Consider the following 19,562-nt stretch of genomic DNA (forward strand, 5'->3'; position numbering starts at 1 on the left):
CGTTCCTCTTGTGACACGGGAATCTCCTCTGTCGATGGATGTCGGGCCTGCCCTTCAGGACAGGGCAGGTGCGGGACCCACTGCCGGGGGCCGCGCACCGGGCCGCTCCGTCAGCCGGCCGACACAGCGCTCGGGCCAGACGGCCGACTCGTCCCACCGCGGTTCGGCGTCCGCGAGCCAGGTGACCAGCCGCTCCTGGAACAGCGCGTCCTGGGGGTCGAGTTCGCCGGGTACGGCCGGCGGAGCGGAGTCGGGCATCTCCCGGAGCAGGATCAGCCGGCCGCCGGCCAGGCCGTCCCGTACGCCGATCACGCGCAGCCGGGTCCCCGCGCCGAACACGACCTCCTCGACCGTGTCGGCGCCCGCCGCCGCGTCGTCGAGCAGCGGCCTGATCCGGCGCGCGGTCGCCGACCAGATCACGTACCGGTCGCCGCTGCCCCCGGGCAGCGCCCGGTCGGCGGCGAGCGCGCTGATGGGAGCGTCGAAGCTCAGCTCCATACCCGGTACGGGATCCTCCGCCCCGGCGCCCGGGCCGGTGCTGCGCAGCGCGGGCCCACGGTACGAGGGGAGTCGGCGCAGTCCCGCGTTGATGGCCTCCCGACGCCGGGCTTCCGGCAGGACGGCCGACTCGCCCGTGAGGTGGAGGTGCAGGGCGACGAGGTCGGCCCGCATGGTGTCGTCTGCACGGCTGCGTACGGACGGCAGCCGGGTCAGCGCGCGGACCACGGCCTGGTGGTGCCGCTCCCACGCCGGGCCGAGCATGGTGCGGAGGTCGGTCGAGCCGCCGCCCGCCGGCGCCGGAGCGGGCAGGATCGACGCGGGTGCGGGCGGCGGGGGAGCCAGTACGGACGCGGGTTCGGGTGCGGTCGGCGGCGGGGGAGGCGGTGCGTGCTCGGGCTCGGGCGCGGGTGCGATAGGTGGCGGGGGAGTCGGCGCCGCGGCAGCCGGTTCGGGTGCGACTTCCGGCGCCGGTTCCGGTGCCGTCTCCGGTACGCGCTCCGGTGCCGGGGCGGGCTCCGCCTCGGCTGTCACCTGAGCTGCGGCCGGAGCCGGAGCCGGAGCCGTAGCGGGTGCGGGAGCCGCTCCTGTCTCCGCCGGCTGGGCGGCGGGCTCCTCCGTGCGGATCGGCGTGCCGGAGGTCAGCCAGCCCGGCAGGGCGCTCGCGGAGGCGGCCGCGCCCGGCCCCCCGGCGATGCCGACCTGCGGCAGGGCCAGGACCTGCGTGGTCTCCGGACTCACCGCCTCGGGGGCGGGGGCAGCGGCGGGCTCGGGCTCGGCCGGGTCCAGCGAAGGGGCCGTCGAGGACATCAGGGAGGCGGGCGCCGAGGCGACCGTGGCCGCGGGTTGTTCCTGCTGCTGGGGCGGCTCGGCGACCACCGTCGCCGGGGCGTGGCCCGGCAGGTACGCGTTCGAGCCCACCCCGGGCAGCCAGCCGCGGCGAGCCAGGCCGATGCCGTGCCGGACCGTGATCCGGCGCAGTTGCGTCAACTGGTCGGCGGTGCACTCCGCGTGGACCTGGAGCATGGCCCGCTCACGGCCCGAGGTCTCCAGCCTGGCGAGCATGCCGTCGAGCGCGGGCAGCAGCGAGTCGTCCGTGGCGACGCCGGGCAGTCCGACGTCGATGGCCAGGACCTCGGCCTCCACCGGGCGCTCCCACGCGCGCGTGTCCTGGCCGGTGGGGCCCACCCAAAGCCCCGCGCGGGTCACCGTCACCTGCCAGTCGTCGGAGAGGCGGTACGTACCGTCGTGCGGCCCCGGGGCGAGACCGGGCAGCGGTGGCCGCCAGCGCTTGAGGCGTCCGCCCGGGCCGTCCTGGGGTCCGTAGACGACCGATTCGACGTACGAGTGCCAGGTCGGGTCCCCCTCGGAGGAGACGAGCAGGGTCCGCGACTCGGGTGCCTCGCCGTCCGCCGCGTCGAGCAGCAGCGGCAGTCCCCCCGAGACTTCCACCTCGGTGTCGAGCAGGTGGGCGACCTCCTTGGCCAGCGGCAGCAGGTCCCCGGACCAGGGGATCAGCCGGGTCGCCCGGCGGATCCGGTCCGGCAGGGCGGCGAGCACGCTGGCGACGGCCTCGGCGGAGGTACCGACGGCGCCGGGACCGCCGACGAGCAGGACCGCGCTGGTCGGCTCCATCGGCACGGTGTGCGCGAGCGCGGGCACCGGGGGCGCCGCGTACCGGTCGGGGCGCAGGATGATCCCGGCCGGGATGTGGTCGATGCGGTGCCCCTCGGCCGTGTCGGCGGCGAGCCGGGAGAACGCCGCCTGCCAGACGGGCGCCGGGTAGCGGCGGCCCACGGTCTCGGGGGCACGGCCGGGGGCGAAGCGCAGCCAGCCGTGGTGGGTGAAGAGCGTGCCGCCGGGGCCGACGACGGGGACGCCGTGGCAGGCGAGCACCTCGACAGGCCAGGCCTCGGTGATCCGCTGGGCGATGCCGGAGTCGGCGCCGTCGGCCATGACGAGCGCCACGCGGCCGACCCGGTGGCCCACCGCGGCGGCCAGGATGGGGGTGAACTGGTCGAGGAGCGAGGCGGTGTCCTCGACCCCGCTGTCCACCAGGAACACCACCTGGTCCGGGGCCACGGGCGTCAGCCAGTGGGCGGCGTCGGTCAGGTGCTGGGGGGCGTGCTGCGTGGCGTGGAAGAGGTAGACGCCGGCGGCGCCCTCGGGCTGGTTCCGGTCGCCGCCCGCCGGGGCGTTCCGGCCGCCGCCGGCCGCCCCGCGTCGGCCCAGGAAGCTCTGCCACAGGCTCATGAGCGGGCACCCCCTTCGGGCTGGAGGACCTTCCGCTGCTCGCCGCGTACGACGGGGGCGCCCGGCAGGTCGTCGGGCAGCAGTTGGCTCAGGGCCTCCAGGCTGGGCTCTGCGACGCCCCTCAGCCGGCCGGCCTGGCGGGTCATCATGGTCTCCACGATCTGGCGGGCCAGGCGCGCGTTGCCGAAGGACTTGCCGCGCGGTGTCGCCTCGAAGAGCAGGCGCAGCGCCTCCAGGGTGTCGGGGGCGCACTGGTAGCCGAGTTCGAGCGTGTGCCGGTCGGCGATGGTCACCAGTTCGTCGTTCGTGTAGTCCTCGAAGGTGACGTGCCGTGAGAAGCGGGACGCCAGACCGGGGTTGGAGTCCAGGAAGCGGCCCATCTCGCCGGTGTAGCCGGCGACGATGACGACCACCTCGTCGCGGTGGTCCTCCATCAGCTTGAGCAGGGTGTCCACCGCCTCACGCCCGAAGTCGGACGGGGAGTCGAGCGGCGTGAGGGTGTAGGCCTCGTCGATGAAGAGCACGCCGCCCAGGGCGCGTTCGAAGGCCTCGCGGGTGAGCTGCGCCGTGTGACCGATGTAGCGGCCGACGAGGTCGGCGCGGGCCACTTCGACGAGCTGGCCCCGGGGCAGCACCCCGAAGGAGCACAGCAGGTCGGCGTAGAGCCGGGCGACGGTGGTCTTGCCGGTGCCGGGAGGTCCTGCGAAGACGAGGTGGTGGCTGATCCTGGGCGCGGCGAGCCCGGCGGCCTTCCGCTGCAGGGTCGCCTCCAGGAGGTCGACCATGCCCCCGACCTCCGCCTTCACGGCGGAAAGGCCGATCATGTCGTTGAGGCGGGCCAGTACCTCCGAGTCCGCGGGCCGCTCCTCGCCGCCCGAGCTGATCACGGCCGCCTCCTCCTCGCCGACGTCCTCCGCGACGAGCTCCGCCAGGTCGGACTGGCTGATCTCGGCGCGGGACGAGAGCCGGTACGCCTGCCGGTCCACCATCTCCTCGAACACCTTGCGCGCGGCACGGCCGTTGCCGAAGCTCGCGTCCCGGGGCATCCGGGTGAAGTGCAGGGCGAGCGCCTCGCGCGCGGTCGGCGCCAGCTGGTAGCCGTGGGCGGCGCACATGTTCTCGACGATGGTGACGAGTTCGTCGACGGTGTAGTTGATGAACTCGATGGACCGGGTGAACCGGGAGGCGAGTCCGGGGTTGGCGGAGAGGAAGGCCTGCATCTCCTTGGAGTAGCCGGCGACGATCACGACGACCTCGTCGCGGTGGTCCTCCATGAGCTTGACCAGGGTGTCGATGGCCTCCTGGCCGAAGTCCGCCCCCGAGCCCTTGCTGTCGGAGAGCAGGGTGTACGCCTCGTCGATGAACAGGACGCCACCCAGGGCCCGTTCGAAGGTCTCGGTGGTCTTGATGGCCGTACCGCCGATGATCTGGGCCACCAGATCGGCGCGGGAGACCTCCACGATGTGGCCCGAGGGGAGCGAACCGAGCTCGGCGAGGATGCTGCCGTACAGCCGGGCCACGGTGGTCTTGCCGGTGCCGGGCGGGCCCGCGAAGACGAGGTGGCGGCTCATGGGCGGGGCGGGCATCCCCAGGCTGGCGCGCTGCTGGGCAAGCCGGTTGAGGTTGATGAGCGTACTGACCTGGTGCTTGACGCCTTCGAGGCCGACCAGGGCGTCCAGTTCGCCGAGCGGTCCCTTCGGCGGCTCCGGGGCCGCGCCGCCCGGGGCGGACTCCGCCGCGCCCCCGTTGGCGGCGGCCGCGGGGGCCTCCTGCTTCGGGGCGCCCTCCCAGATGTCCGCGGCGCCGTTGCCCGTGCTCACCAGGCCGTCCACCGAGAGCCGGGTGCCCGGTCGTGAATGCCGCAGCCCGGCGCCCCGGTTGGTGCGGACCGAGCAGCCCGCGATCGTGACCTGTTCGGCGCTGTCGACGCGGATGCCGTCGCCCGTACTGTCGGCGAACCCGCAGGAGTTGAGGGCGGCCCGCGCGCCGGCCGCGACGAGGATGCCGTGGGCGCCGGCCTCCTTGACGGTCACCCGGGTCATGGAGAGCTCGCCGCCGTCCTCCACGGACACGCCCTCGGTGCCCGTCCCGCTGATCTCGCAGTCCCGCAGCGAGCCCCGGCCGAGGGAGCCCACCGACACCCCGGCCTGCTTCGAGCCGCGGATGGTGCTGTTGCCGACGTGCGGGTTGCCGTGCCCCTCGATGCGCAGGGCCGCCGAACCGGTGTTCTCGACCTCGCAGTGTTCGAGCCTGCCCCGGCCGTCCTCGGCGACCTCGATCCCGTACCCCTTCGTGCCGTTGACGCGCACCCGGCGCAGCAGCGGGTTGGCCCCCGAACGCACCGAGACGCCGTGGCCGCCGGCGTCGAGGACGTCGAGCCGGTCGATCTCCGCGACCGACTCGTCCACGAGGAGCACGGCGACGCCCTCGGTGTCCCGGACGGTCGTACCGGTCAGGACCGGGCCGCTGGACTCGGCGACGCGTACGGCAGCCTGCGCCGAGGTACGGAAGACACAGTCCTCGTACGTGCCACGGGACTTGCCGGTGACGAGCAGGCCGCTGCCCCGGGTGTCGGCGGTGCCGCAGCGGCGCATCACGGGGTCCGCGCCCGAGGCGACGACCATGCCGTGACCGGTGGTGTCGGTCACCTGGACGTTCTCCAGGACGGTGCGGGAATTGCTCGTCACATAGACGCCGACGGTCACGCCGGTGACGGTGACGTCCTGCACGGTGACGCTGCTGGAACCCTCAAGTGCCACGGCCGGCTTGTCCGTCGAGGAGATCTCGCAGTCCTCGACGGAGCCGCGGGCCTCGCCGTTGGCGAGGATCCCGTTGCCCCGCGCGTCGCGCAGCCGGCAGCCGCGCACGCTGATCCGGCCCTGGTCCACGACCACGACGGCCGAGGTCCCCAGGTGCTCGATGACGGAGTCCTCCACCGCGCTCGGCTGGGCCGAGGTCACCACGATCCCCGCCCCGTCCGGGTTGGTGATCCGGCAGTTCCGCAGCGCGAGCGAGCCGGAGTCGGAGGCCGACACGGCCGTCCAGCCCTTGCCGACCACCTCGCAGTCCCGCATGGCCAGTTGGCCCCGTGCGGCGTGCACCACGGGCACGTCGCTCTCCCCGCCGCGCAGCAGCAGGTCGGTGAGCATCACCGCCTCGGCGGCCAGGGTGATCGCGGTGTCGCGGCGCGGGGTGATCTCCACGCTCCCCTTGGGGCCGTCGGCGACGATGGTGACCTGCGTGGTCACCAGGAGGTTCTCCACGTACCGGCCGGGCTGCACGCTGATCACCGCGCCCGTGCGGGCGTGGGCGAGGGCCTCCTTGATGGTCCGGTACTCGCCGGAGCCGTTGTGATCGACGGTGAGTACCTGGCGAACCACGGCGGTGCCTCCCCTGATGGTGCGGTGATGCGGCGGTGCGCGCGGCGTGTCGCGCAGGCTCACAGGCTGCCGGGGGCCGGGGGACGGCACCACCGAACAATGACTGGTTCACGCGACGTAGGGCGCCGGGCCGATGACGTAGATTTCGCCGCTACGGACCACAGGGATGCCGAACTCCGCGTGCGGAGACACCTGTTGAGGTACGGCGCTTCTACGCTGCGTCCATGAGAGCGATGCGACGGGGCGCGGCCCCCCTGATGTCCGCGATGGCTCTGGTCGCCGCCGCGGCCGGCCCCGGCGCGGCCGCCGGGTCCGCGGACGAGACCCTGCCGGTGGTGGTGCAGACCCTGGCGGACCGCGCGCCCTGCCGCCCGGCCTCCGCCAAGCGGGCCGAGAAGCCGCCGTGGACCCAGGACATGCTCGGCCTGGACCGGGTGTGGCGCATGACCCGCGGCCAGGGGGTCACGGTCGCCGTGGTCGGCACCGGGGTCGGCACCGGGGTCCCCGCCCTCCGCGGCCGGGTCACCCCGGTCGGGGCCGGGAGCGGCCAGGACTGTGTGGGCCACGGCAGTTTCGTCGCCGGGCTGATCGCCGCCGCGCCGCGCGAGGGCTCCGGCTTCACAGGCGTGGCCCCGGAGGCGCGGATCCTCGCCGTCCGGGCCACCACATTGCGGGGCGCGGCCACAGCGGCCACGGTGGCGCGGGGGATCGAGGCCGCCGTGCGCGGCGGGGCCGAGGTCATCGCCGTCCCCTACGCCTTCCCCGCCCGCAACGCCCAGCTGACCGCCGCAGTGAAGCTGGCCCGGAGCTCCGACGTCCTCGTCGTGGCGCCCGCCGCGCCGGACAAGCCGCCGAACCAGGGCGGCTCCGAAGCCGTCAAGCCCCGGGACTACTGGCCGGCCGCCGAGCCCGGCGTGCTCTCCGTCCTGGACTTCGGCGCCGACGGCTCCCGCCCCCAGAACGCCGTCGTCCCGCTCCGGGCCGACCTCGGGGCTCCGGGGGACCGGGTCGTCAGCGTGGGCCCGGGCGGCGAGGGCTCCTTCACCGGCTCCGGCTCCTCCCTCGCGGTGGGCTTCGCCGCGGGCGCCGCCGCCCTGGTCCGCTCGTACGAGCCCGGCATCGGCGCCGACCACACCCGTACCCGGCTGCTCGGCGGCTCGTACACCGCCACCGTGCCGCGCCTGGACCCCTACGCGGCCGTCTCGGGTGTGCTGCCGGCGGACTCCGCGGCGGCCCTGGGGGAGGGCGCTCCGGTCACCCTTCCGGTGCCGCACGACGACGGGGGCGCCCGCTCGCGCAGCATGCTCATCGCGACCGGCGGCGTGTCCCTGGTCCTGATCCTCGGCGCCCTCGGCTGGCTGCTGCCCAAGGCGCGGGCGCGCGGCTGGCGGGCCGGCTGAGCGAAAGCCGCTCGGCTGGCCCCCGGGGCCCGGCTCCTGTCCGCCGGGCCCCCGCCCCAGCCCTCAGTCCTCCAGGAGCGCGGTCTGGATCATCAGGCTGCGCCGCCTGGCGATCCGGACGGCCCGCCCCGGCGGCAGCAGCTTCGGCTTGACGTTCCCGATGAAGGTCCCCTCGCTCGGAGGGCAGGACATCAGCAGCGCCGTGCTGTTCGCGTCGAGCAGGCCCCGGATCATGCTGTCCGACGCGCCCCGCATCCCGCCCGACGAGGCCCTCGCCAGGACCATGTGCAGGCCCACCTCGTAGCCGAGGGGGATGTGCGGGAGCAGCGACTCCAGCGGCGAGTTGAAGCCGGTGCCGACCATCTCGTAGTCGTCGACGAGGACGAAGAGCCGCGGCCCCTCCCACCAGTCGCACAGCTTCATCCGGGCCGGCGGGATGTCCTCGCCCGGGGTCCGCTCCGACATGGCCTGGGCGACGCCCTGGGCGTACTCGCGCAGCGCGTCCCCGGACACGGCGTGGCCGAGCCGGTACTCCGGCGGCACCGCGTCGACCAGTTCGCGCCGGAAGTCAGCGATCAGGATCTTCGCCTCCGAAGGGGAGTACCGGGAGACGATCGAACGGGCCAGCGAGCGCAGCAGGTTGGTCTTGCCGCACTCGGTGTCCCCGACCACGACCAGGTGCGGGCTCTCCGAGAAGTCGTGGTGGACGGTGGAGAGTTCGTTCTCCTCGATGCCGATCGGCAGCCGGTGCCCGTCCGGCGCGGGTAGCTGCCCGTACCCGAGGCGGGCCGGGAGCATACGGACCGCGGGCGCCCCGGGCTTCCCCGCCCAGCCGTCCGCCACGGCGCTCACCAGGCCCGCGACGCCGTCGGCGAGGTCGTCCGCCGACTCGGCGCCGTCGATCCGGGGCAGGGCCGTGAGGTAGTGCAGCTTGGTCTGGGCGGTAAGGCCTCGGCCGGGTGTGTTCGCGGGGACGGTCGCGGCCTTGCGCATGTCGATGACGGAGTCCATCGGATCGCCCATGCGCAGCTCCAGCTTGCTGCCGATGGCCTCGCGCAGCACGGGGGTCAGCTCCATCCAGCGGGCGGTCGAAAGCATCATGTGGATCCCGTAGTTGAGCCCGCGCTGCGCGATCTTGTTGATGTCGTCGACGAGGTGGTCGAAGTCCTGACGGACCGTCGGCCAGCCGTCGATGACGAGGAAGACGTCGCCGAAGGGCTCGTCGGCGAACTCCCCGGCCGCCCGGCGCTGCCGGTAGGCGGCGACCGTGTCGATGCCGTGGTCCAGGAAGAACTGCTCGCGCCGGCGCAGCAGGACGCTCACCTCGCTGACCGTACGCCCCACCCGGTCCTCGTCCAGGCGGCCCGTCACCCCGCCGACGTGCGGGAGCCCGGCCAGACCGGAGAGCGAGCCGCCGCCGAAGTCGAGGCAGTAGAACTGGACTTCGCGTGGGGTGTGGGTCAGCGACAGCGAGGCGATCAGGGTGCGCAGCATCGTGGACTTGCCGCTCTGCGGACCGCCCGCGATCCCCACGTGCCCGCCCGCCGCCGACAGGTCGACCGTGAGCAGGTCGCGCAGCTGCTCGAAGGGCTTGTCGACCACCCCGACCGGAACCCGCAGCCGCGGCTCCCCGTCCACGGCGGTCAGACCGCGCTCGTGGTGCGGCTCCAGCGGCGGCAGCAGCATGTCGAGCGGCGGGGAGGCGGTCAGCGGCGGCAGCCACACCTGGTGGGCCGCGGGCCCCGAACCGACGAGCCGGCCGACGGCCACCGAGAGCAGCGAGTCGGTCTCCTCCTCGGCCGCGGCCCGCGCCTCCTCCTCCGTCGGCTCCACCGGCTGCCGCGGCACCACCCAGGTGGTCGTCCACGGCACGATCTGGTTGGCCACCCGCGAGGTGGAGACGGCGCCCGCCCGGCTCCGGTACGTCCCCGACACGTACGCGGCGCGGAACCGGGTCAGCTCCTCCACGCCGGTCTTCAGGTAGCCGTTGCCCGGCTCGGGCGGCAGCAGATAGGCGTCCGGCACGCCGAGGACACCCCGGCTCTCCATCGCCGAGAAGGTGCGCAGGCCGATCCGGTACGACAGATGGCTCTCGAGCTGGTGCACGCGGCCCTCGTCGAGCCGCTGCGAGGCGAGCAGCAGGTGCACCCCGAGCGAACGGCCGAGACGGCCGATCATCACGAACAGGTCCATGAAGTCCCGGTGCGCGGAGAGGAGTTCACTGAACTCGTCGACAACGACCACCAGGCTCGGCAGCGGGGCGAGCCGCGCGCCACCGGCCCGCGCCTGCTCGTACTCCAGGGCCGAGGCGTAGTTGCCGGCCTGCCGCAACAGCTCCTGGCGGCGCATCAGTTCACCGTGCAGGGCGTCCTGCATGCGGTCCACCAGGGCCGCCTCGTCGGACAGGTTGGTGATGACCGCGGAGACATGGGGGAGGGTGTCGAGCCCGAGGAAGGTCGCGCCGCCCTTGAAGTCGACGAGCACGAAGTTGAGCCGCTCCGAGGAATGGGTGAGGGCGAGACCGAGCACCAGCGTGCGCAGCAGCTCGCTCTTGCCGGAACCGGTCGCCCCGATCAGCATGCCGTGCGGACCCATCCCGCCCTGCGCGGACTCCTTCAGGTCCAGCTCCACCGCCCCGCCGTTGCCGGCGAGGGCGATCGGCACCCGCAGGTGCTGGTGGGCGGAGCGCCGCTGCCACAGGGTGGCCGGCTCGTGGCGGCGCAGGTCGTTGATGCCGAGCAGCCCGGTCAGCTGGATGTCGGAGGCCAGCGGCTCGGCCGACTCCCCGCCCGTCGTCGCCCGGAACGGCGCCAGCTCCTTGGCCAGCGCCCGGGCCGCGTTCGGTCCGAGCGCGTCGGGGACACCGAGCACCGTCGACTGCTCCCGCCGGTTGCTGTCCGTACGGACCAGCTCGACCTGTCCCTCGTTCAGCGCGAGCCGCAGTGTGGTGCGGCCCGGACGCCAGCGCAGTTCCCCGGACAGGTCGATGACCACGCAGTTGCGGAAGCCCGCGCCGTCGAACCGGTGACCTGAGGGCACCTGGCCACCGTCGATCACCACGACCACCAGGGGCTCGTCCCGGGTGGGCGTGGCCGTCGGATCGAAGGGCGGCCGCTCGGCGAACTCGGCGCCGATCAGATCCGTCAGCTCATTGACCGCCGAGGCGGCCATCCGGGTCGGCCCGGCGCCGTCCGTGGCCTGCGGGTGCAGCGCGTGCGGCAGCCACTTCGCCCAGTCCCACTCCTCCTTCACCTCGTCCGAGACGCACAGCGCGATCCACACGTCGTCGGGGCTGTGCAGGGTCGCCAACTGCCCCAGCAGGGCCCGCGCGAAGGCCCGCGCCTCCTCGGGTTCGGCGCGGACGAGCACCCGCGACCACGCCCGCAGATATACGGCGATGGGCTGGTCGGGTATCTGCGCGTACGCCTCCACGAAGCACCGCAGCGCGTGCGCCGTCAGCGGCTCCAGGTCCTCCACCGGGCGGGTGGTCACCGGCGCGAGGCGCAGTCCGAGGCGCTGTGATCCGCGCGCGATCCGCACCTCGGCGAAGTCCTCGTCGCTCACCCGCCGTTCCCACAGCCGGCTGGAGGTCGCGAGCGACCACAGCGCCGCAGGCGCGGGATGGCGCCAGGCCAGGGCGTCGCCCTGCTCCACGATGGCCCTGCGCACCCGGCGCCGTACCTGCGACAGATAGCGCAGGTAGTCGCGCCGCTCCCCGTTCATCTTCGACTTGCGCTCGCCCCGGCGCTGCATGGCCTGACCGACCAGCATCGCCACCAGACCGAGGACCATCATGCCGACCGCGACGTACATGAACACGCCGCCCGAGCCGGGCCGCAGGAACATCATCATCATCGACAACGACATGATGCCCATGGGCAGGAACGTCCAGACGCCACCGGCGTTCGGCTGTGCCTCGGCCAGGACGGGCGGTTCCTGGAGGCTCAGCTCGCCGTCCGGCATCTCCGGCCCGCGCCGGCGGGCCGGCCTGCGGAAGAGGACCACGCTCACGGACTCGCTCCTTCGTCTGCGCGCGCCGGCGCGGGGCGATTCCGGCGCGGCGCTACGGGTTTCCGCACCCTAGGCCGCCCTCGGGCCCGCCCGGACGGGTCGCCGGGGAACACCGTCATCCGCACCGCGCAATTGCGTCATTCGTCGGAAGGGAGGAGCGCGGCTCCGCCCGTAGTGTGCGCCCCATGAGTGAGAGTCCCCTCGCCGGGCTGAGCCGCCTGACCATTCAAGTACCCGGCCGCAGAGTCGAGTTGGCGGCTCCAGCCGACATCCCCGTCTCCGATCTGCTGCCGGCGCTGCTCGGCTTCGCCGGCACCGCGGCCGAGGAGACCAACGTCGAAGGACAGGGCTGGGTGCTCCAGCGCCTGGGCGAGGCGCCGCTCGACCCGGAAGGCACGCTGTCCACCCTGGAGGTGCGCGACGGCGAGACCCTCTATCTGCGGTCGGCCGCCGACGCCATGCCCGAGGCCCACTTCGACGACATCGTCGACGGGGTCGCCACCGTGATGGGACGCCTCGGCGGCGACTGGACCGAGTCCAGCAGCCGTACGTTCGTCCGGGTCGTCGCCGCCACGCTGCTCACCGCCGTGGCCCTGGTCCTGGCCATGCCGGGCCTTCCGTCCGTCGACCGGGGCCTGACCGCCGCGCTGTGCGGGGTTCTCCTCCTCGCCGGCGCGGGCACCGCCAGCCGGGCCGTCGGCGACGCGTTCACCGCGGTCATGCTGGGCTGCGCCGCCGTACCCTTCCTGGCCCTGGCCGGCTGGCTGCTGCCCGGCGGACCCGCCGGCGCGGAGCTGCTCGGCCCCCGGCTCCTCTCGGGTGGGGCCGCGGCGGCCGGCGGCGCGGTCCTCGCACTGTCCGTGGTGGGTGCCTCCGCGGCCGTCTTCCTCTCGGTCGGGGTGGTCGCCGCCTTCGCGACCGCCGCCGGCGGGCTGATCACCGCCAGCGGATTCCCGGCCCCGGACGTGGCCGCGGTGATCGCCGTCGGGGCGGTGATCCTCGGCGGGTTCGTCCCCGCGCTCGCCTTCCGGATGTCCGGCATGCAGATGCGGCCGCTGCCCACCTCGCCCGAGGAGCTCCAGGAGGGCATCGAACCGCACGCGAGCGAGGAGGTGGCCCGGCGCTCGGCGACGGCGAACGCCTGGCTCACCTCCCTCTACGCGGCAACCGGGCTCGTCTGCACCTTCTGCGTCACCGTCCTCGCCCAGCACTTCGGCCTCGCCGAGGCCATCACCGCGGCCACCCTGACGGTGCTGCTGCTCCTGCACGGCCGCAACCTCGGCAGCGTCTGGCAGCGGGTCTCGATCCTCGCCCCCGGCGTCTGGGGCGTCGCCGTCCTCGCCATGGCCTGGGCCGACGCCCTCGACGGCGGTGGCGGCCGGCTGGGCCTGGTGGCGGTCCTGGTGGCGCTCGCGATCGTCCTCACCATCGCCATCTGGACCGTCCCGGGGCGACGGCTCGTGCCGTACTGGGGGCGCGCGGCGGAGATCCTGCACTTCCTGGTGGCGCTCGCGCTGCTGCCCCTCGCCCTGTGGGTCCTGGGCGTGTACGGCCTGGTACGCGGGATGACCGGCTGACACCGGCGACGCCGGCACCCGCCCCCGCGACCGGCTGACACCGGCGGCGCTCGCGCTGCCGCCCCCGTAGACCTTTCGAACACCGACGAGCAGGCCGGAGGGCCCCGTGCAGTCAAGGCACGACCAGGTGCAGGCCCATCTCTTCCTGATGGGCCGGCTCACCTCCGGAATGCTCCGCGAGAACCCGGACACCTTGGAGACCCCCGGCGGGCGCACCAACCGGGGGATGGCCTTCGGGCTGATCATCGGCGTGGTCGCGGTTCTCATCTCGGCACTCTGGGGCCTCTTCTCCCCGGGTGGCTCGACCAGTTGGCGGGCGGAGGGCACGCTGGTCCTGGAGAAGGACACCGGGAACCGGTACGTGTTCGCCCAGGGGCGGCTGCGCCCGGTCCTCAACTACGCTTCCGCGCGGCTGCTGTTGAACGGCGACATGAAGTCCGCGACCGTGAGCAGCTCCGCCACGAAGGACGCCCCGCACGGCCCGCCCGTGGGCATCCCCGGCGCCCCCGACTACCTGCCCGGCCGTAGCAGCCTGCTGTCCTCGGCCTGGCAGGTGTGCGGGGCCACCACCCGGCAGACCTCCGGGGAGCTCGTCGTACGGACCCGGCTAGCCCTCGGCGCCGCCGACGGCGGGCGTCCGCTGGGCTCCGGCGAGGCGCTCCTCGTCCAGGGGCCCGACGGGCGCCGCTCGCTGCTCCTGGGCGGCGAACGCCACCTCCTCGACGAGACGACGGGCGCGGCCACCTCCCTCGGCTACGGCTCCGCCGCCGCCCACCCCGTCTCCGCGGCCTTCCTCGTCGCCCTGCCCGCGGCTCCCGACCTCGCCGCGCCCGCCGTACCCGGGCGCGGCGAGGCGGGACCCGCGCTCGACGGGCAGCCGACCCGCGTCGGCCAGGTCTTCAGCGTCGAAGTCCCGGGCGCGGCGGGCCAGTTCCACCTGCTGCGGCGCGAGGGCCTCACCCCGCTGACCGAGACCGAGACCGCCCTGGTCCTCGGCGACCCGCAGACGCGCAAGGACGCGTACGGGGGACAGACCCCGGCCGCGCGCCCGCTCGGCGCCGAGGCCGCCCGGGGCCACCTGGCCTCGGCGGCGGGCCGCCCGGCCGGTGGCGGCCTGCCGGCCTCGCCGCCCCGCCTGGTCCAGATCCCGGGAGGCGCCGAGCCCTGCGCCGTGGTCCGGCCGAGCGACGGCACGGCCATGGGCGTCAGCGTCGCCTTCGCACCGGCCGCCGTCGCCGAGGACCACGTGGCGCAGCCGCCGGCCGACGGGGTCGCCCCGGCCTGCCTGCCCGTGGACCGGGTGGAGGTGCCGCCGGGCAAGGGCGCCCTGATCCAGGCGCTCAGCAGCGCGGGCACCCGGATGGGCGACACCGTCTTCCTCGTCACCGACTCGGGCGTACGCCACCCGGTCGCCCCGGGCGGGGCCCTGGAGGCCCTCGGCTACACGGCCGCGGACGTACGGGGTCTGCCCTCGGCCCTGCTCATGACCCTGCCGACGGGCGCGTCCCTCGACCCGGCGGCCGCGGCCATGCCGCCTGCCGCGGACTCGGGCGCGCCGCAGCGGAGTTGCCCGGGCGCGGCCGACGCCCCCTCCGGCTCCCAGGAACCCACGCAGGCCGTCAACGCCTCTGCGGAGTAAGGGAGTTGACGTAGATCCGGACTCCGGGACGGCAGCTACGTAACGCGACGCATGCGTCCGGGGACGGCCGGAGGCAGGCTCCGATCCCAGGACACGACACGGCACGACCCCACCACGGAAAGGGTGATCCCTATGGCCGATGACATTCCCGGCGGCTCATACAAAACCGTAGCCGAGGCGAACCTCCGGGTCGCCGAGCTGATGCAGGGCGCCCACGACGACATCACCCGGATCCGGGGCATCGTCCGCACCTCGGCCAACGAGCTGGTCGGCCCCGGCGGCTACACGGGCGCCGACGGCAAGGCGTACCAGGACCTCCTCGCCGCGTGGGAGGCCGACGTGACGAAGGTCGAGCGGGGCCTGGAAGGCGTCAAGGAGACCATGATCAGGAACTCCGGCCGGCAGTCGGACCTCCAGGACACCAACACCAGTCAGATCACGCGCATGCAGAACGCCATCTCCGGCCTCAAGGGCTGATCCGCCCCCCCCTGATCCGACCGCCCCCGGCCGATCCGTCCGCCCCTCCCCGCGGACCCGGAACCATCCACGCAGACGAAGGAGGACCTCGTGCCCGAGGCCAGTTACGACCACGGATCCATCAACATCAACTACGCCGCGACCGATGGCGTGACCGCCCAGCTCATCAACGCGAGCGAGGCGATCGACACCGTCCTGAACAACCTCCAGCAGGCCATCACCCAGTGGCAGGACAGCTGCCGGGGTATGGACAAGGGCGCCTTCGGCGAGAAGTTCGTCGAGTGGCACGGCTACGTCGACCACGCGGCGCAGGCCGTCGCCGGCAGCGGCAAGCTGCTCAGCGACATCGCCGAGGGCTACGGCGTGCTCGACCGCGGCCTCGCCTCGGACTGGGGCAACCTCCAGGTCTACTGACCACCCCTCCGGACCCAGGGAGCATCCCGGTGCCCACCCAGGCGCAGCTCACCAAGCTCGACACCCCGGCGATCCAGGCCTTCATCAACGGTCCGCTCACCGAGTTCCTCAACGCGATCGTGGAACTCGGCAAGGACTCGGGCACCGCCCTCTCGCCCCGCAACATCGCGCGTGGCTACACCAACCCGGACACCTTCGCGCTGATGAAGCCGCTGGCCATCGGGCTGATGTCGGGGGACGACACGGTGCACGGATCGACCCTCAACTCCACCACGCTCAAGTTCACCCAGAGCATCGACACGATGCTCCAGCAGATGACGAACCTGTCCGAGGAGATCAGGGACACCCTCCTCAAGATGATCGACGAGTTCCTCAAGAAGCAGGGAGGGACGCTGGACGACATCAAGGCGCAGGAGTTCCTGAACACGATCAAGTCGTCCGGCAGCTCGCCGAACAACCCGACCGGGCTGCCGAACGACCCGACCAAGACCGGCGCCTGAGCCGCCGGACCGGAAGAGAAGGAAGAGCGGAGGGCATCCATGCCTGTCGACCTGTGGGCCACAGCGGTCAGATTGCTGACGGGCTACCCGGTGCCCGAACGCTCCACCCTCTTCCAGGAACTCAACGGCACCGACGACAAGGTGCCGTTGATGAACGTGAAGGTCGAATCGCTCGGCAGCGTCGCCGCGTCCGAGAAGCTGCCGACCGTCGGTCCCAACGTAGAGGGGCACTCCTATGTGCTCGGCTACTACACGACCGGCGGCGGCGCCCTCGACCTCAAGAAGATCACGATCGACTTCCTCTGGAACCCGTCCGAGCGCCCCGCCCAGCCGGGCACCCCGCTCGACAACTACATCTTCGGTCCGTTGAGAATGCTCAACGGGATCGTGAACAACCCCTTCTCCACGCAGGGCAGTTCCTACGGCGGTCTGGTGATCGACCCGCAGAACGCCGTCAACCTGCGGACGTTCTCCGATGTCGCCGGCGCCTACGACCGCTCGTCCCTGTACTTCGGTGAGCAGGAAGCCATCCTCAAGCAGTGGGCCGACTCCCTCGGGCACGAGGACGCGGACATGCGGGGGACGGCCGCCGACGCGTTCGCGGCCCTGATCAGGCGCATGGAGGAGAACTACAAGGGCTACAAGGAGCAGCTGTCGCCGCCCGGCTTCTCGGCCAAGAACTTCGCCCTGCTGCCGGTGAACGGCCGGGGCGGCTCCCTCACCAAGCAGGGTGATGCTCTCATCGGCGCGGCGAACGCCGTCCACCAGTCGGCCTACGACCTGGCCATGGCCTGGTACAGGTGGGCGAGCAACTCCTTGTCCAACCCTATGCAGATCCTGAACACGCTGATCTTCGATGCCGCCCTCTGGATCCACGGGAGCAATCTCAGCCAGGTGAACATGGAGGTCAGCACCTACGACGTCGGATACTCCACCAGCTTCCAGGCCAACGGCTCCTTCCAGCAGAACCACCCGACCTGGGGCGACCTCAGCCAGATCGAGAGCTGGACCAAGATCGGCGAGCACGCGATCTACCGCTGGAACGAACACATCAACGCGGTGCTTGTGCCGGCCGGCAACGAGCAGCTCAGCAAGGTGAACAACGCCTTCGTCGACGCGTCCTCCGTCCTGACCAACCCGATCACGACGCGGAACACCTCCCCGCTCGGCAGTGACGGCAAGGGCGGCGACGACGGCACGGGTGGAAACGGCGAGAACAACCCGGATATCCAGGACATCCTGGACAAGCTGGGGCTCGGCGGGGACGGTGGCGGCGACGGGAGCGGCGGCGACGGCTCCGGCGGGAACAACAGGGACCTCCCGCCGCCCCCGAACCTCAACGATCTCGGAAACGAGGGCGGCAACGGAGCAGGCGACACGGGCGGGAACGACGGTACGGGCGGCCAGGGCGGCGGGAACCGAGGGGTGCCGGACCCCAATACGTTCCTGGCCAACGTGCCCCCGCCCAATCTGAACGGCCCCGGCGGCAACGGCTCCGGGGGCGGGCTCAACGGCTCCGGCCTGAACCTGCCGGACGGTGTGCCGGGCCCCGGAGGCCTGCCGGGGACCACCGGTTCCGGAGGCCCCGGCGGCACCGGGAACCCGACCAGGACCTCGGTGAACGTGCCCGCACCGGACCTCGGCGGCCTGCCGGGGTCGGGCCTGCCCGGTTCCGGCCTCCCCGAGTCGGGTCTCCCCGGTTCCGGTCTCCCCGGCTCGGGACTTCCGAACACGCGCGTCTCCGTGCCGGGCGGCGTACCCGACTTCGGCGGGTCCGGTTCGGGCCTCCCCGGTTCCGGTCTCCCCGGCACGACCGGCCCCGACGGCACCCCCCTCCCCGGCCTCCCCGGACCGAACGGCACGTCGAGCACCGGCGTCAAGCCGCCGAGCCTCAACCGGGACGGCTCGGGTACGCCGGTCGCCTTCCCCGACGGCAGCACCCGTACCGTCCTCCCCGACGGCAGTGTCGTCACCACCAGCCCCGACGGTACGAAGATCACCCGGAGCCCCGACGGCACCACCCTGACGGAGAAGCCCGACGGTACGAAGATCACCGCCGAGCCCAACGGGACCACCACGACCGAGAAGCCGGACGGCAGCAAGAAGGTGCTGCACCCCGGCGGACTCGTCACCCTCACCACACCCGACGGCGACACCTCGTACCTGGGACCGGACGGCAAACCGCTGGGGGAGCGCCCCGACATCCCGCTGACCACGCTCCCCACCCTCAACAGCCCCGGCTTCGACCTCCCCGGTGTCTCCGCGACCGACGGCTACGGCACACCGGGCGGCGGGGTGACCGGCGGCAGCGGCGGTACGTTCGGCGGTGGCGGCGGGGGCTCGCTCCCCGCGAACCCGCCCGCTTACGAGGAGGCGGGCTACGACCTGTCGACCGACTTCCCCGCCTTCGGCGTGGACGCCCTCGGCGGCAGCCCCAACGGGGCCCTCGGCGGCATGCCGAACGGCTCCCCGACCGGGACTCCGCCGATGATGCCCGGCATGGGAGGCGCCGGCATGGGCGGCGCGGGCGGCATGGGTGGCGCGGGTGGCGGCATGGGGGCCGGCGGCGACCGCGTCCGCGAGTTCGTCAACGACCCCGCGGCCTCGCCGAACCGCATGGCCCAGGGGACCGGCGCCCAGGGAACCGGCGGCACACCCCCGTACATGCCCCCGCCCGGCGGCGGCCAGAACGGCGCCGGCCAGCAGACCCAGAGCTCCGACCGCGAGCGGGCCAACTGGCTCGCCGAGGAAGAGGACGTCTGGGGCACCGAGGAAGACGTCAACCCGGCCGTCCTCGGCCGGGAAGAACCCGGCGGAACCGGGGGAGCGAAGAACAACGCCTTCATGACGGGAGAGAGCCGATGAGTTCGCCGAAGCACTCGATCGAGGAGCGCCTCGCCATGGCGATCGCGGACCTGGAGGCCTCGGAGCGCGCGGCCGCCCAGGCCCAGGAACAGGTCCGCGGCATGAAGCTCTCGGCCACGTCCAAGGACCGCAGCGTCGAGGTGACCGTGGCGGGCACGGGCGAGATGGCGGCCATCCGCTTCCTGGAGAGCAAGTACCGGAGCATGGCCGCCCCGCAGCTGGCGGCCTCCGTGATGGAGGCCTTCGGCAACGCCCGGGCCCTCGCCTCCCGGGACGTGACCGAGATGGTCAAGCCGCTCACCGACAGCGTGAACGCCCTCAGCGCCATGCCCGGCATGCCCGACCTGCCCGGCATCCCCGGCACGACGGCCGACTGGGGCGCCCTGATCGGCCAGTTCCTCGGCCCTGCGGCGCCCCCCGAGCCCGAGCGGCAGGCCGACCGCCAGGGCGGCCGGCGCAGGAAGAGCCGCGCCCTCTACGACGAGGTCGACGGCGACCCGCACGACTGAGCGGGGGCCCGGCCGACGTGCCTGAACCTGGTCATGACG

At 73.2% G+C, this 19,562-nt stretch carries 11 protein-coding genes; 8 read left to right on the forward strand and 3 right to left on the reverse strand.

Annotated features, from left to right (window positions below):
* Positions 1–54: 54 nt before the first annotated feature.
* Both ACFWRO_RS03310 and ACFWRO_RS03315 read right to left on the reverse strand, forming a co-directional pair.
* Complete coding sequence (locus ACFWRO_RS03310; protein WP_384503828.1) at positions 55–2,751, reverse strand: hypothetical protein; 2,697 nt, start codon at positions 2,749–2,751, stop codon at positions 55–57.
* Positions 2,748–6,131: a right-handed parallel beta-helix repeat-containing protein gene (locus tag ACFWRO_RS03315; RefSeq protein ID WP_384503830.1), complete on the reverse strand. Its 3,384-nt coding sequence runs from the start codon at positions 6,129–6,131 to the stop codon at positions 2,748–2,750. The genes ACFWRO_RS03310 and ACFWRO_RS03315 overlap by 4 nt, the downstream gene beginning before the upstream one ends.
* Before the next feature lie 224 nt (positions 6,132–6,355).
* Between ACFWRO_RS03315 and ACFWRO_RS03320 the strand changes: the two genes are divergently transcribed.
* Positions 6,356–7,531 (forward strand): S8 family serine peptidase, encoded by a 1,176-nt coding sequence (locus tag ACFWRO_RS03320; protein WP_384503832.1) that lies wholly within the window; start codon positions 6,356–6,358, stop codon positions 7,529–7,531.
* 63 nt (positions 7,532–7,594) lie between these two features.
* On the opposite strand, the gene eccCa is transcribed toward ACFWRO_RS03320, so the two are convergent.
* Positions 7,595–11,542: a type VII secretion protein EccCa gene (eccCa, locus tag ACFWRO_RS03325; RefSeq protein ID WP_384503834.1), complete on the reverse strand. Its 3,948-nt coding sequence runs from the start codon at positions 11,540–11,542 to the stop codon at positions 7,595–7,597.
* Positions 11,543–11,727: 185 nt separating this feature from the next.
* On the opposite strand from eccCa, the gene eccD reads away from it, so the two are divergent.
* The 7 genes from eccD to ACFWRO_RS03360 all read left to right on the forward strand — a co-directional run bounded on the left by eccD (position 11,728) and on the right by ACFWRO_RS03360 (position 19,523).
* Positions 11,728–13,119, forward strand: coding sequence for a type VII secretion integral membrane protein EccD (gene eccD / locus ACFWRO_RS03330; RefSeq protein WP_384503836.1), 1,392 nt, complete (start codon positions 11,728–11,730; stop codon positions 13,117–13,119).
* 106 nt (positions 13,120–13,225) lie between these two features.
* Positions 13,226–14,758 carry a type VII secretion protein EccB gene (gene eccB, locus ACFWRO_RS03335; RefSeq protein ID WP_384503838.1) on the forward strand — a complete coding sequence of 511 codons (1,533 nt, stop codon included), beginning with the start codon at positions 13,226–13,228 and terminating at the stop codon, positions 14,756–14,758.
* 132 nt (positions 14,759–14,890) lie between these two features.
* Positions 14,891–15,235 (forward strand): WXG100 family type VII secretion target, encoded by a 345-nt coding sequence (locus tag ACFWRO_RS03340; RefSeq protein ID WP_384503839.1) that lies wholly within the window; start codon positions 14,891–14,893, stop codon positions 15,233–15,235.
* 90 nt (positions 15,236–15,325) lie between these two features.
* The gene (locus tag ACFWRO_RS03345; RefSeq protein WP_384503840.1) at positions 15,326–15,649 is read left to right on the forward strand and encodes a WXG100 family type VII secretion target; all 324 of its coding nucleotides are present in this window, start codon (positions 15,326–15,328) and stop codon (positions 15,647–15,649) included.
* Positions 15,650–15,678: 29 nt separating this feature from the next.
* Positions 15,679–16,149 carry a type VII secretion system-associated protein gene (locus ACFWRO_RS03350; protein WP_384503842.1) on the forward strand — a complete coding sequence of 157 codons (471 nt, stop codon included), beginning with the start codon at positions 15,679–15,681 and terminating at the stop codon, positions 16,147–16,149.
* A gap of 39 nt (positions 16,150–16,188) precedes the next feature.
* A complete protein-coding gene (locus ACFWRO_RS03355; protein WP_384503844.1) occupies positions 16,189–19,014 on the forward strand; it encodes an AAWKG family protein in 2,826 nt (941 codons plus the stop codon).
* On the forward strand, positions 19,011–19,523 hold the full coding sequence (locus ACFWRO_RS03360) for a YbaB/EbfC family nucleoid-associated protein (protein ID WP_384503845.1): 513 nt from the start codon (positions 19,011–19,013) through the stop codon (positions 19,521–19,523). Before ACFWRO_RS03355 ends, ACFWRO_RS03360 begins: the two co-directional genes overlap by 4 nt.
* Positions 19,524–19,562 lie beyond the last annotated feature (39 nt).

The organism is Streptomyces sp. NPDC058579 (genome assembly GCF_042718575.1).
Classification (GTDB): Bacteria; Actinomycetota; Actinomycetes; order Streptomycetales; family Streptomycetaceae; genus Streptomyces.